At 64.5% G+C, this 11,813-nt stretch carries 13 protein-coding genes, 2 pseudogenes and 1 riboswitch; of the genes and pseudogenes, 6 read left to right on the forward strand and 9 right to left on the reverse strand.

Annotation, left to right across the window (positions count from 1 at the left end):
• A pseudogene (locus tag Q0693_RS05215) lies at nucleotides 1–271 on the reverse strand (molybdate ABC transporter permease subunit); the annotation flags it as partial.
• Nucleotides 271–1,125, reverse strand: coding sequence for a molybdate ABC transporter substrate-binding protein (modA, locus tag Q0693_RS05220; RefSeq protein WP_298629741.1), 855 nt, complete (start codon nucleotides 1,123–1,125; stop codon nucleotides 271–273). The gene modA and the pseudogene Q0693_RS05215, both read right to left, overlap by 1 nt.
• Before the next feature lie 35 nt (nucleotides 1,126–1,160).
• A riboswitch (molybdenum cofactor riboswitch) is annotated at nucleotides 1,161–1,284 on the reverse strand.
• Nucleotides 1,285–1,374: 90 nt separating this feature from the next.
• Here modA and argF point away from each other — a divergent pair.
• The 6 genes from argF (at nucleotide 1,375) to Q0693_RS05250 (ending at nucleotide 6,325) form a co-directional block, all read left to right on the forward strand.
• The gene (gene argF / locus Q0693_RS05225; RefSeq protein ID WP_298629723.1) at nucleotides 1,375–2,280 is read left to right on the forward strand and encodes an ornithine carbamoyltransferase; all 906 of its coding nucleotides are present in this window, start codon (nucleotides 1,375–1,377) and stop codon (nucleotides 2,278–2,280) included.
• Between the two features lie 33 nt (nucleotides 2,281–2,313).
• The gene (gene argC / locus Q0693_RS05230; protein WP_298629744.1) at nucleotides 2,314–3,354 is read left to right on the forward strand and encodes an N-acetyl-gamma-glutamyl-phosphate reductase; all 1,041 of its coding nucleotides are present in this window, start codon (nucleotides 2,314–2,316) and stop codon (nucleotides 3,352–3,354) included.
• Nucleotides 3,345–4,490 carry a bifunctional glutamate N-acetyltransferase/amino-acid acetyltransferase ArgJ gene (argJ, locus tag Q0693_RS05235; RefSeq protein WP_298629725.1) on the forward strand — a complete coding sequence of 382 codons (1,146 nt, stop codon included), beginning with the start codon at nucleotides 3,345–3,347 and terminating at the stop codon, nucleotides 4,488–4,490. Before argC ends, argJ begins: the two co-directional genes overlap by 10 nt.
• 521 nt (nucleotides 4,491–5,011) lie before the next feature.
• Nucleotides 5,012–5,584: a hypothetical protein gene (locus Q0693_RS05240; RefSeq protein ID WP_298629727.1), complete on the forward strand. Its 573-nt coding sequence runs from the start codon at nucleotides 5,012–5,014 to the stop codon at nucleotides 5,582–5,584.
• Between the two features lie 28 nt (nucleotides 5,585–5,612).
• Nucleotides 5,613–5,891, forward strand: a complete 279-nt coding sequence (locus tag Q0693_RS05245; RefSeq protein ID WP_243026703.1) for a hypothetical protein — start codon at nucleotides 5,613–5,615, stop codon at nucleotides 5,889–5,891.
• Complete coding sequence (locus tag Q0693_RS05250; protein ID WP_298629730.1) at nucleotides 5,888–6,325, forward strand: DUF420 domain-containing protein; 438 nt, start codon at nucleotides 5,888–5,890, stop codon at nucleotides 6,323–6,325. Before Q0693_RS05245 ends, Q0693_RS05250 begins: the two co-directional genes overlap by 4 nt.
• Here the strand turns inward: Q0693_RS05250 and Q0693_RS05255 are convergent.
• The 7 genes and pseudogenes from Q0693_RS05255 to Q0693_RS05285 form a co-directional block, all read right to left on the reverse strand.
• Complete coding sequence (locus tag Q0693_RS05255) at nucleotides 6,312–6,839, reverse strand: septum site-determining protein MinC (RefSeq protein ID WP_298629732.1); 528 nt, start codon at nucleotides 6,837–6,839, stop codon at nucleotides 6,312–6,314. The genes Q0693_RS05250 and Q0693_RS05255 overlap by 14 nt on opposite strands.
• Nucleotides 6,840–6,848: 9 nt before the next feature.
• Nucleotides 6,849–8,594 (reverse strand): penicillin-binding transpeptidase domain-containing protein, encoded by a 1,746-nt coding sequence (locus Q0693_RS05260; RefSeq protein WP_298629734.1) that lies wholly within the window; start codon nucleotides 8,592–8,594, stop codon nucleotides 6,849–6,851.
• The gene (gene mreD / locus Q0693_RS05265) at nucleotides 8,591–9,049 is read right to left on the reverse strand and encodes a rod shape-determining protein MreD (protein ID WP_243029648.1); all 459 of its coding nucleotides are present in this window, start codon (nucleotides 9,047–9,049) and stop codon (nucleotides 8,591–8,593) included. The genes Q0693_RS05260 and mreD overlap by 4 nt, the downstream gene beginning before the upstream one ends.
• Nucleotides 9,046–9,834, reverse strand: a complete 789-nt coding sequence (gene mreC / locus Q0693_RS05270; RefSeq protein ID WP_243029649.1) for a rod shape-determining protein MreC — start codon at nucleotides 9,832–9,834, stop codon at nucleotides 9,046–9,048. Before mreC ends, mreD begins: the two co-directional genes overlap by 4 nt.
• On the reverse strand, nucleotides 9,831–10,406 hold the full coding sequence (locus tag Q0693_RS05275; protein ID WP_243029650.1) for a Maf family protein: 576 nt from the start codon (nucleotides 10,404–10,406) through the stop codon (nucleotides 9,831–9,833). Before Q0693_RS05275 ends, mreC begins: the two co-directional genes overlap by 4 nt.
• Nucleotides 10,382–11,533: a phospholipase D-like domain-containing protein gene (locus Q0693_RS05280; RefSeq protein ID WP_298629739.1), complete on the reverse strand. Its 1,152-nt coding sequence runs from the start codon at nucleotides 11,531–11,533 to the stop codon at nucleotides 10,382–10,384. Before Q0693_RS05280 ends, Q0693_RS05275 begins: the two co-directional genes overlap by 25 nt.
• Nucleotides 11,523–11,813: pseudogene (locus tag Q0693_RS05285) on the reverse strand (2-deoxyribose-5-phosphate aldolase); the annotation flags it as partial. The pseudogene Q0693_RS05285 and the gene Q0693_RS05280, both read right to left, overlap by 11 nt.

The raw sequence follows: 11,813 nt of genomic DNA on the forward strand, positions 1-11,813 counted from the left end.
AGACCAGGCCTTCAAAGCGGAAGGCCCAGGAGAGGCCCGTGAGCTTGTGCCATGGACCCTCCGGGCTCAGGAAGAGGAGGAGGTAGAAGCCCAGCACCGTGGGGGGCAGGACCAGGGGGAGGAGGAAGATGGCTTCCAGCAGGGACTTTCCTGGAAAACGATGGAAGGCCATAAGCCAGGCCAGAGGGATCCCCAAGAGGAGAAGGATAAGGGAGGCCAAAAGGGCCACCTCGAGGGAGAGGCGGAGGGCGGTCCAGAACAGGGGGTCCATTACTCCAGCTTCTCTCCCGGCAACAGAAAACCGTAACGCCTTAGGATAGCCCGGCCCTCGGGGCTTGCCACGAAGTGATAGAAGGCCATCACCTCAGGCCGCTTCCTCCCCTTCAGGATCACGTAGTCCTGCTCCAGGGTGAGGTGGCTCTCCAAAGGGGATACCCAGTAGACCCCTGGGCGGGACAGGGTTTCGTTGATGGCCAGGGACAGGGCCAGGATGCCGGCCCGGGTAGTGGTCAGGGCCAGCTGGGCGGTGTGGGAGATGTTCTCGCCATAGACGAACTGGAAGCTGGGCTTGCCCTGGCGGAGGGGGCTGGCATCCCAGTAGGCTTCCACCCCGCGGGAGAGCTTCTCCCAAGGGATCTCCTCCCAGGAGAGGCTAAGGAAGGGTTTCTTGAGGCCGGGGATGGGGGCGTCCTGCCGGCGCTTTAAAAGGCCATAGTGTTCCAAAAGGGTGACGGCGGCCCGGCCATAGGGGGCGTGGACGGGGCTGGCGATGGCCAGCTGGGTGACCCGTGGGTCCTTGAGGGCTTCGGGGCCCGGTTTTAGACCCAGCCGGCGATCCAGCCAGATGACCATGCGCCCAATGGCGTAAGGTTTGCGGCTACCCCTTTCGGCAAGGCCCCTTTCTTCTAGAAGCTGGGGATAAATCCTTTCCGCGGAGAAGAAAAGGTCGGCCGCGAGGCCTTGGGTGAGCTGGGTGTAGAACTTTCCCGAAGAACCGAAGGAGAGGAGGATGCGGATGCCCGGATTCTTGGCCTCAAAGGCCTTGGCCACCTGGGAAAGGGCATACTGTAGGTCGGCTGCGGCCACCACCCGCACCTCTAGGTTCTGAGCCCAGGTTAGGCTCATCCCCAGGATGCCGGCGAGGACCAGTATGGACGGCAGCTTGGCCACTGTTACCTCCTTTGCAACCATGGCAGGCGACGGGGTTACCCCCACCACCCCGGGGCCATAGACCCGGCCCGGGAAGCCCCAGGGGCCTACCCGGGCTCGGAGGCACCTGCATTATAAGGAACCCCCTAGGGGGAGCGAGGCAAGGGGCAAGGAGGTGGGCGGGGCTTGCATAAGTTTGCAGGATTGCGCTATCCTATAAGCCTCATGGTGGGAGATGCCCTCACCCGGCCCAAGGACCTTTTAGACTTTACCTTCTATGGCAAAAGGGAAGTGGAGGACCTTTTAGCCTTGGCGGAAACCCTTAAGCGGGAGCGCTATCGGGGAGAGGACCTCAAGGGCAAGGTGCTGGCCTTGCTCTTTGAGAAACCTTCCTTGCGTACCCGCACCACCCTCGAGGTGGCCATGCTCCACCTGGGAGGGCATGCGGTTTACCTGGACCAAAAGCAGGTGGGCATCGGCGAGCGCGAGCCTGTCAGGGATATCGCCAAGAACCTGGAGCGCTTTGTGGAGGGGATCGCCGCCCGCGTGTACCGGCACGAAACCGTGGAGGAACTGGCCCGCCACGCCCGTATCCCGGTGATCAACGCCCTTTCCGACCGGGCCCATCCCCTGCAGGCCCTGGCGGACCTCCTCACCCTGAAGGAGGCTTTCGGGGGATGGGAGGGCCTCGAGGTGGCCTGGGTGGGGGATGGGAACAACGTGTTGAACTCGCTTCTGGAGGTGGCCCCCTTGGTGGGCCTGCGGGTGCGGGTGGCCACCCCAAGGGGCTACGAGCCGGATCCGGCCCTGGTGCAAAAGGCAGGGGCCCTTTTCACCCATAGCCCCCAGGAAGCAGCCCTAGGGGCCCATGCCCTTTACACCGATGTCTGGACCAGCATGGGCCAGGAGGCAGAACGGGAAAGAAGACTCCAGGACTTCAATGGCTTCCAGGTTAACGGGGAGCTCTTGCGGCTTCTCCGGCCCGAGGGTATTTTTCTCCACTGCCTTCCCGCCCATTATGGGGAGGAGACCACCGAGGAGGCGGTGCACGGGCCCCGGAGCCGGGTCTTTGACCAGGCGGAAAACCGCCTCCACACCGCCAAGGCCGTCCTCTTGCGCCTGCTGGGCTAGGGGCGGCATCCCTTTGGAGGTGCCGTGGTGAGGGTGGGAATCGTGGGGGCTTCGGGGTACGGGGGGGCTGAGCTCCTCCGCTTGCTGAAGGCCCATCCCGGGGTGGAGGTGGTGGGCTTTAGCAGCCGCAAATACGAGGGGAAGCCCCTTTCGGCTGCCTGGCCCCAGCTGTGGGACAGAAGGCCCTTCCATTCCCAAGAGGAGGTCCTGGAGCGGGCCGAGGTGGTCTTCCTGGCCCTGCCCAACGGTCTGGCCATGGAGCTTACCCCCGGGCTCCTGGAGGCGGGTAAACGGGTGATAGACCTCTCCGGGGACTATCGGCTTCCGCCGGAGGTTTACGAGGCTTGGTATGGCATTCCCCATAAGAGCCCGGGGCTTTACCCGGAGGCCATTTACGGCCTTCCCGAACTCCACCGGGAGGAGCTAAAGGGGGCGAGGCTGGTGGCCAATCCCGGTTGCTACGTGACGGCCACCACCTTGGCCCTGGCGCCCCTGGCCTCGGCAGGGGTCCTGCGGAGGGCTTTTGTGGTGGGCCTTAGCGGAGTTTCCGGGGCGGGGAGAGAGGGGGAGGGGACTTTCTTTGCCGAGGTCAACGAGAACCTCAAGCCCTACAAGGTGGGGGGCACCCATCGCCATATCCCGGAGATGGAGAGGAACTTGGGGCGTCTAGTGGCCCAGGGGCCGAGGGTGAGGACCCACGGGCCAGTGGGGGAGATGCGCTTGACTTTTGTGCCCCACCTGGTGCCCATGACCCGGGGCATCCTGGTCACAGCGGAGGCCGAGGTGGATGGGGACTGGAGCCAGGGTACTTTGGACGAGCTTTATGGGGATTTTTACATAGGGGAGCCCTTTGTTCGGGTACTGCGGGAGGCTTTGCCCGAGACTAAAGGCACCTACGCCTCCAACCGGGTGGACCTGAAGCCCCTATATGAGCCCCGAACCGGGCGTGTCCTGGTGTTTGCCGCCTTGGATAACCTGGTCAAGGGTATGGCGGGCCAAGCGGTGCAGAACCTGAACCTGATGCTGGGTTTTCCTGAAGAAACCGCGCTTCCCAAGGAGGGGATATGGCCGTGAGACTGCCTTTGGGGTTCCGCGCAGGGGCCACCCGGGCGGGCATCAAACCTTCGGGAAAACCCGATCTGGCCCTTTTGGTGTCCGGCCTTCCCGCTTCCTGGGCCTATGTGGCCACGCAGAATCGGGCCGCTGCCCCTTCCATACATCGGGGCAGGGCCCTTCATGCCCAAGGGGGCCCCTTACGGGCGGTGGTGGTTAACGCGGGCAACGCCAACTGCGCCACCGGGGAGCGGGGTTTTGGGGACGACCGGCGCATGGCCGAGGCCGCGGCCCTGCGCTTGGGGCTTTCCGCGGAGGAGGTCTTGACGGCTTCCACTGGGGTCATCGGCGTTCCCCTTCCCGTGGAGAAGGTGGAGGCGGGTCTACCCCAGATTGAGCTCACCCCCTATGCCGATGCCTTCGCCGAGGCCATCCTCACCACCGACCTGGTGGCCAAGGTGGCCGAGGCTGAGGTGGAGGGGGCCAGGATCGTGGGCATTGCCAAGGGAAGCGGCATGATCCACCCCAACATGGCCACCATGCTGGCCTTCCTGGTGACGGATGCTGCCTTGCCCCAGGAGGCCTTAAGGGAAATCTGGCGGGGCATTGTGGACCGCACCTTCAACCAGGTTACCGTGGACGGGGATACCTCTACCAACGATCTCGCCCTGGTGATGGCGAACGGGGCTTATGGTGGGGTGTCCCTCGAGGCCTTCGCCCCCGCCTTGGAAGGGGTGGCCCGGGAGCTGGCCAGGAAGATTGCCCGGGATGGGGAGGGGGCCACCAAGCTCATGACCGTGCGGGTGGTGGGGGCGGCCACGGAGGAGGAGGCCAGGCGGGCGGCGAGGACCATAGCGGGAAGCGCCCTCTGGAAAAGCGCCCTTTACGGAAACGATCCCAACTGGGGCCGCATCCTGGCGGCTTTGGGCAACTCGGGGGCGCGGTTTGACCCCCTGCGGGTGAGGATTCGGGTTCAGGGGCTTGCCCTCTATGCCGGGGGTGCCCTTCCCTTTGACCGGGAGAGGGCCAGCCAGGCTATGCGGGCCGAAGAGGTGGAGGTCTGGGTGGACCTGGGGGAAGGCCCTGGGGAAGGGGTGGCCTGGGGCTGCGACCTGACAGAAGGATATGTGAGGATTAACGCGCTTTATACCACGTAACTTGACTTGTTCGGAGTAACTTTCTAACATTGGAGCAGAGAGGTGAGTTATGAGAAGGTTTCTTTGGACTCTAGTGGGAATGATGGTTTTATCTTATGGCCTAGCTCAAACTCCGGGCTTGGGTTTTTACTCATCTAGTTTCTTCACGCCTATCGGTGTCCAGTATCAGAGCGGTATCTTGCGCTTGGGGCTAGGCCCTGCCATCATGGTCGGGGGTATTGGAGGAGATGTCGCTTTCATCCTGGGCAAAGATAGCTTGTCTTCCTCTCCGGGCCCAGGGATGATTCGGTACCACGGTTTTGGCTTGGGGGTGAGCGCCAATCTGAGTGGGCGTTCGTTTGTGATATTTCCTCACGGCTTTATGGGTACGGAGGTTCAGCTTCCTGACCCAGCGATTAGTACCTACCTTGAAACTGGGCTCGGTGTCTCTACCTGGCTCGGTGACAATGCGTTTGTGATCCCGTTCGCATACGCGCGCGTAGGGGTAATCCTAAGGTAAGCTTGCCGTTACCATAGAGGAGATGCGTACGCGTCTCCTCTTTCTTCTTTTCCTTCTGGCTTCCTGCGCTCGGCCGGATACCGCTTCCCCCGAGATGGGGTTGGTGGAGCCCTTGGGTGGGGCGGTGGCCCCGGGAAAGGAGCTCAGGGTTCAGGGGTATGCCTTTGACCCCGCGGGGGTAGTAAAGGTCCAGGCCAACGGGCAGGAGGTCTTGCTCCCTGAGGAGAGGGGCAAGCGCCTGGTCCATTTCCGCTTCCGCCTCCAGGCCCCGGCCTCGGGAAAGGTGGAGCTTCTTCTGGAGGCCGAGGACGCGCGGGGAAACCGGGGGGAGAAGCGGGTCCCCTTGGTGTTGGATGCCGTGCCCCCCCGCATCGTGGTGGAAAGGGTGGAGAGGGAAGGCGGCTTGTACCGGGTGTACGGACGGGTGGAGGACAACGTCCAGGTGGACCGGGTGGTGGTTCAGGTGGGCGGTCGCTACAGTCCCCTTTCCCTTCCCAAGGAGGCCACGGTGGCCTTTTCTGCGGAGGTGCCCGCTGGGGCTATGCTGCTTGCGGTGGACGCTGCTGGTAACCGTACGGGCCGGCGCATTCCCTAGGGGTAGGTATGGTACACTCCTTGGGGTTATGGGGCGGAGCGGCGACACCTTGGCGGACCTGGCCCGGGCCTTGAGGGGTACGCCCCTCGAGGCCAGCCAGGTCCCCAGGTTTCGCGAGATCGCCAGGCTTCTCCACCGGCTTCCCCCTGGGCGGGAACGGGATGGGCTTCTGGCGGTGGCCTACCTTAGGCTTTACCAGCTTTTGGGTCAAGAAGAGGATTATTTGAGAGGTTACAGCTATGCGCGCACCTCGCAGCTGGAGCCCGTGCGGCTTCTGGGCGAGCGTCTAGGGGAGGAACGGGCGTGAAAGAGCTTTTGGGCTTGCTGGCGGTTGGGAGCATTGTCCTTTCGGGGTTGGCGCTACTGGCGGGGGTTGCCCTGATCAAAAGGGGGAAGAGGGTCTGGCATCACCGGGCCATGCTTTCGGCCACCTTCCTGGCCCTCCTTTTCCTGGTCTTTTACCTGGCCAAGTGGGCCCTTCACGGCACCACCGCCTACGGGGGGCCTGAGGCCTGGCGGGGTGCCTACTACTTCCTGCTCATCACCCACACCCTCCTGGCCGCCCTCAACGGACCCTTGGCCCTTTATGTGATCTGGCGGGCCTTTAGGGGGGAGTTCGTTCTGCACAAGCGTTGGGCCAAGGTGCTGGTGCCCATCTGGCTGTACGTGGCCGCATCGGGTTGGGTCATTTACCTCGTGCTGAAGCGGTACGGGGTAGAAACGGGAACTATCGCTTTCTAGCCGGTTCCACCACGATGGTTCCTTCCTGGACCCGGGCGATCTCAGGGCCCCGTGTGTCAAGGCCCTCCGGGGCTTGGGCCAGGTGGGGGCCGATGCGCACCTGCTTGGCGGCCAGTTCCAGGGCAAAGATGAAGCGCTCCGCGTCCCCCCCTGCCCCTGCATGGGCCAGACCCCGCAGTTTGCCCACCACGATCACGTCCCCCCCCGCCACCACCTCGGCTCCCGGGTTCACATCCCCCAGGACCACCACGGTGCCGGGGTGTTCCACCCGTTCCCCGGAGCGAAGGGTTTTGCTGAGGACCAGGGTACCGGCGGGGGGGCGGTTTCGGGGAGGGACTAGGGTGAGGGGCCGGCCCAGCTCCAGTAAGGCTTGGAGCACGTCCCCAGGTACGGGTCCGGCCACCTCCACCTCGAGGGGAAGGTCTTCCGGTAGCTTGAGGTTTCGGATTTCTTCCGGGGTTTCTCCCCCGTCCAAGCGTAGGGCTAGGGCCTTGGGGGTGGCGCGGAGCCGCATGGGTCCATTCTACCTGGCCTGGGCCTCCTCTACCCGCCAGTAAGCGGCCATCACCTTGCGCACGGCAGGAAGGGCCACGCGGCTTCCCTCGCCCCCGTTCTCAAAGAAGGCCACCACCACCAGTGGGGGATAAGGGGAGGTGGGGTCGGTGGGGCCATAGCCCATATACCAGGCGTGCTCCAGGCCTGCCCGCTTGCCTGGGGTTTCCGCGGTACCCGTTTTGCCACCCGTGGGCACGGGGAAGTTCCCAAGGACATGGCGGGCCGTACCTTGCTCCACCGTTTTTCGTAATCCGTCCTGGAGAATCCCCCAAAAACGCCCAGGTACCGGCTCAAGCTTGGGCCTAGTCTCCACCTGACCGATGCGCTTGACCAGATGAAGGCTGGGCTTTAGCCCGGAGTTGGCGATGGTGGAAAGCATGCGCGCCACCTGGGCTGGGGTGGCCAGGATGGCTCCCTGGCCAATGGCCAGGGAGAGGGTTTCGCCGGGGTACCAGGGTTCCTTCAGGGCTTCCCGCTTCCAGGCCCGGGTCGGGAGAAGCCCGGTCCGTTCCGCCACCTCCAAGCCTGTGGCCTCCCCCAGGCCCAGGAGCTTAGCCCTGGCCGCCAGGCGGTCCACCACCCCTAGGGGGTCCTGGGCCACCGCCTGGTAGTACCAGGTGTTGCAGCTCCAGGCGATGGCCTCTTTCACGGTCATAGGCCCCATGTCCCACGTGGCCCAGTTGCGGCGCACCTGGCCGCCAAAGACGATATAGGGGCTACACCGGTAGGGAGTGGAGGGGCTCACATACCCCTCCTCCAGAAGCGCGTAGCTGGTGGCTAACTTGAAGGTAGAACCGGGAGCATAGGGTTGGACGGCCCGGTTGAGAAGAGGAAGGTCTTTGTCGGTCAAAAGGGCTTGCACTTCGGGCGGGACGGGTCGTCTGGCGAAGAGGCCTGGGTCAAAGGAAGGGGCGCTGGCCATGGCCAGGACCTCCCCTGTTTTGGGGTTCACGGCCACGATGGCCCCCTTGGGCCGGGTGGCGGGAGGAAGGCCCTTGGCTCTCCGTCCGGCGTTGATGTCGGCCAAGGCTTCTTCCAAGGCCTTTTCCGCAGCCCTTTGCAGGTCCAGATCCAGGGTCAGGACCACGTCCTGCCCCGGGCTAGGCTCCTCCAGGATGTTTTCCCTGAGGCGTTCCCCCCGGACGTTGACCTCCACCGCCTTCAGGCCGCGCTTGCCCCTCAGGTAGGGCTCGAGGGCCGCCTCGAGGCCCGCTTGGCCCACCTGCTCGTCGGGGCTGTATCCCCGCTTCACCTGCTCGGCGTTGGCCTGAAGCACATACCCGAGGACGGGCCCCGAGATGGGGTTGGGGTAGTGGCGCTCAATCCGCTCCACCAGCTTGAGGTTTTTCTGTCCGGCGGTGATCTCTGCCAGGGTGGGAAGCAGGTATTCAGGCACTCCTGCTTTCAGGACCTGGGGGCCCTCTACCTTGGGAAGCTCCCGCAGGCCTAAAAGGGGTAGAAGCCTCTCGGCAAAGGCCACCTCCCCCCCTTCGTAAACCAGGTCCACCACCAGCCGGTCCTGGGCGATCACCCGGCCCTTGCGGTCCAGGATGCGGCCCCGGGGAGCGGGTAGGCCCTCGGTCTTCAGGTAGTTGCCTTGGCTCCGCAGGGCGTACTTCTCATGCTGCAGAACTTGCAGGTGCCAGGCCCTTAGGGCCAGGAGGCCGAAGGCCAGGAGAAAGAAGAGCATGAGGGCGTAAAGCCGGCTGGTCATGGTCGTCGGGGAGGCGGCAGGAGGCGCCACGCCAGGAGGGCCAAGGGAAGGGTGAGGAGGCCCTCGAGGAGAAGGTCTAGGGGCAAGAAGGCGGGAAGTTCCAGGCGCAGCCAGTAGGCTACCAGGAAGTAGCCCGCCCACTTGGCGGAAAAGGCCCAGATGAAGGAGAAGAGGATCCCAGGTGCCTCCCCCGGGGCCAGGCGGCGGCTCGCCGCATAATAGGCGTAGCTGGCGCTTAAAAGCCCTACCGCATGGAGACCCAAAAGCCCATATCCCAGGAGGTCTTGCACAAGCCCCAGGAAAAAGGCCCAGGGGAGGCCCAGGTAGTAGGGAAGGCTTCGGGCGTAGAGGAGGGCCAGGACCAGGAAGAGGTCCGGGGCCATCAGCCCCTGAGGCCAAAGGGCCCCTAGGAATCCGGAGAGGGCGAGGGTGATCAGGAGCAAAAGGCCCATCATAACGGCCTCAGCACGATAACCTCTTCCAATAGGGATAGCTCCACCAGGGGCCTGACCCAGGCCCGTAGCTTTAATCCCCCTTGGACGCGCTCCACACGTTCCACCCGGCCCACGGGGAGGCCATCGGGGAAAAGGCCCAGGGGGGCTCCGGTGAGGAGCAGATCCCCCGGGGCCACCTTGACCGTGGGGGGGAACTCCGCCAGCAGGTGGTCAGGGGGAACACCCCGGGCTATCCCCCGTCCCGGGGCCTTCTCCGGCCGCACGCCCACCTGGCTTTCCGGGTCCAGAAGGGTGCGCACCAGGGCTCGGCGTTCCTCCACCTCCACGATGAGCCCCACCAGCCCCTCCGGAGCGGTCACCGGCATGCCCACCCGGAGGCCATCCCGTTCCCCTAGGCCCAGGATAAGCCGGCGGTAAAGCCCGGAAAGGTCCTCCCCCACCACTGGGGCCACCGCCACCACCCCGGGGGCCTGGGTGGCCTGGACCTTGAGGGCCCGGGAGAGGCGCGCCACCTCGAGGCGAAGCCTCCGATTCTCGCTTTCCAGTTGGGACAGCCGTGCCTTTAGGGCTCGGTTTTCCGCAAAGAGGTCTTGGCGGTTGAGGAGGGCGGTCAGAGCGGCCCGCAGGTTCTGCCCTAGGCGGTGGCCCAAGGTGGGAAGGGGGGCGGTGAGGGGGGAAAGGGTTAGGGCCAGGCGGGGGGCAAGGGGGCGCGTTAAGGCTGCCATGGCCAGGCCCAAGGCCAAGAGGAGGAGGAAAAGCCCCCGGCGCAGGGCCACTTCCCTCATGGCCTAAACCCCCTCTCCCAAAGGAGAGCAAAAACCCGGGCCACAGGCAGGCCCACCACCGTGTAGAAATCCCCCTCGATCCCCTGCAAAAGGGCCATTCCCAAGCCCTGGGCCCCGTAGCCCCCCGCCTTGTCCAGGCCCTCGCCGCTTTGCACGTACCAGGCGATCTCCTCTTCGGAAAGCCTGCGGAAGCGCACCTGGGTGGTGTGCACCTCCGCCACCAGGTCGCCTGGGGTACGCAGGTAGATGGCGGTGTGGACCCGGTGGGTTCTGCCGGAAAGGAGGCGGAGGAAGAGGTGGTTTTCCGCCCGATCCTTGGGTTTGCCGAGCACCCGCCCTTCCAGGTCCACCACGGTATCCGCCGCCAGTACCCACTCCCCTGGCACCGCTTCCCCCTTGCGCCGGGCCAGGGCCAGGGCCAGCTCCTTGGGGTCTAGGGGGAGGCTTTCCCCTTTCTCTTCCACCCCAGGGGGGACCACCCTTAAAGGGAAGCCCAGGGCCTCGAGGAGGGCCCTACGCCTCGGACTACCCGAGGCTAGGGTGAGCACTAAAGGGGCGTTCCTTCCTGCCATAGCCTCAGGAACTCCTGCCGGTAGCGCTCGGCCAGGGAGGGGCTTTTTAGGATGAGGAGATTTTCGTTGTTTACCTGCCAGGCCCTGGCGGTGAAGTTGTAGCTTCCCGTGACCACCCAGGTGCCGTCTATCACCATGACCTTGTGGTGCAGGGTGTAAGGGTTGCCGTCCTTGCGCACCGCTACCCCGGCCCGGAGGAGGTCGTCTTCCCGGCTATCCCGGAGGTTGCGGGTTTCCAGGAGGACCTGCACCCCCACCCCTCTCCTCTGGGCCTGGACCAAGGCCTTCACCACCTCCTGGTCCGTGAGGACGAAGGCCGCCACCAGGATCTCTTCCCTGGCCGCTTTTAGCCTTTCCAGGAGGGCTCCTCGCGCCATTGGACCCCCTCTTGGGCTGAAATAGGCGGTGCCCTCCAGGGAGAGGTTTTCGTCTGTAAGGGCGAAGGCCACGGGCTCTCCCAAGCCCTCCTTGTTGCCGCCAAAAAGGGCTTGGAACTCCTTGGCGTATCCCTGGGCCAGGGTGGGGGACGGAAGGAGAAGGCTATTCTCGTTGTTGCGGGCGAAGGCGTTCCAGGTCATGTTGGTGCTCCCAGTCCAGACCGCCTTGCCGTCCACCACCAGGAACTTATGGTGCATGAAGCCCTCCCGTTCGTCAAAGCAGACGGGAATGCCTGTGATCTCTTCGCAATCCAAGGATAGGGGCTTAACCCGTTGCCTCAGGGCTTCCTGGGGCACCCTGGGAGTTTCCCCCTGTTGGCCCAAGGCGGCTCCCACCAGGTAGCGGCGAAAATCGCTTCGGTAATCGCTTTCCCCGTACACCCTGATCCTTACCCCTCGCTCCTTGGCACGCAGGAGGGCCCTGGCGATCTCCAGGTCGCGAAACTCGTAGAAGGCGCCCTCCAGGCTTTCCTTGGCCCCGGTTATGAGGGCCACGAGGCGGGCCTTGGCGGCCTCCCCCTCCTGGGGCAGGAAATAGACCTCAACCCCTCCCCGTTCCGCCTGGGCGGGGGAGGAAACCGGGCCTGGGCGGAGCTCCTGGAAAAGCCAAAGGAGGAGAATGACCAGGAGGAGCACGTACCCCGGAAGTCCGGCCAGGGTGGATTTTCGCCGCCGCCTTTTAGTACCCATCCCCACTTTCCCCTTTCACCAGGGCTACCCCGCTGGAGGTGCCCAGCCGGGTGGCCCCTGCTTCCAGAAGCTTGCGGGCCATCTTCGGGTCACGGATGCCGCCTGCCGCCTTCACCTGGGCCCGGCCCTGGGCTATGGTTACCAGGAGTTCCACATCCTCGAGGCTGGCTCCCCGGGGCCCAAAGCCGGTGGAGGTCTTCAGGAAGTCGGCCCCACCCCGGATGGCGGCCTCGGCCAGGGCTTCTAAAGCCTTGGGGGTGAAGTGGCCTGTTTCCAGAAT

The sequence above is a fragment of the uncultured Thermus sp. genome (genome assembly GCF_938010445.1).
GTDB lineage: Bacteria > Deinococcota > Deinococci > Deinococcales > Thermaceae > Thermus > Thermus altitudinis.

What these genes read in the sequence shown, in the direction of transcription:
- mreC (WP_243029649.1), bottom strand. Translation starts at nt 9,834, where the DNA reads ATGAGGGAAGTGGCCCTGCGCCGGGGGCTTTTCCTCCTCCTCTTGGCC.
- Q0693_RS05245 (WP_243026703.1), top strand. Translation starts at nt 5,613, where the DNA reads ATGGGGCGGAGCGGCGACACCTTGGCGGACCTGGCCCGGGCCTTGAGG.
- Q0693_RS05275 (WP_243029650.1), bottom strand. Translation starts at nt 10,406, where the DNA reads ATGGCAGGAAGGAACGCCCCTTTAGTGCTCACCCTAGCCTCGGGTAGT.
- mreD (WP_243029648.1), bottom strand. Translation starts at nt 9,049, where the DNA reads ATGATGGGCCTTTTGCTCCTGATCACCCTCGCCCTCTCCGGATTCCTA.
- Q0693_RS05260 (WP_298629734.1), bottom strand. Translation starts at nt 8,594, where the DNA reads ATGACCAGCCGGCTTTACGCCCTCATGCTCTTCTTTCTCCTGGCCTTC.
- argF (WP_298629723.1), top strand. Translation starts at nt 1,375, where the DNA reads ATGGTGGGAGATGCCCTCACCCGGCCCAAGGACCTTTTAGACTTTACC.
- modA (WP_298629741.1), bottom strand. Translation starts at nt 1,125, where the DNA reads ATGAGCCTAACCTGGGCTCAGAACCTAGAGGTGCGGGTGGTGGCCGCA.
- Q0693_RS05240 (WP_298629727.1), top strand. Translation starts at nt 5,012, where the DNA reads ATGCGTACGCGTCTCCTCTTTCTTCTTTTCCTTCTGGCTTCCTGCGCT.
- Q0693_RS05255 (WP_298629732.1), bottom strand. Translation starts at nt 6,839, where the DNA reads ATGCGGCTCCGCGCCACCCCCAAGGCCCTAGCCCTACGCTTGGACGGG.
- Q0693_RS05280 (WP_298629739.1), bottom strand. Translation starts at nt 11,533, where the DNA reads ATGGGTACTAAAAGGCGGCGGCGAAAATCCACCCTGGCCGGACTTCCG.
- argJ (WP_298629725.1), top strand. Translation starts at nt 3,345, where the DNA reads ATGGCCGTGAGACTGCCTTTGGGGTTCCGCGCAGGGGCCACCCGGGCG.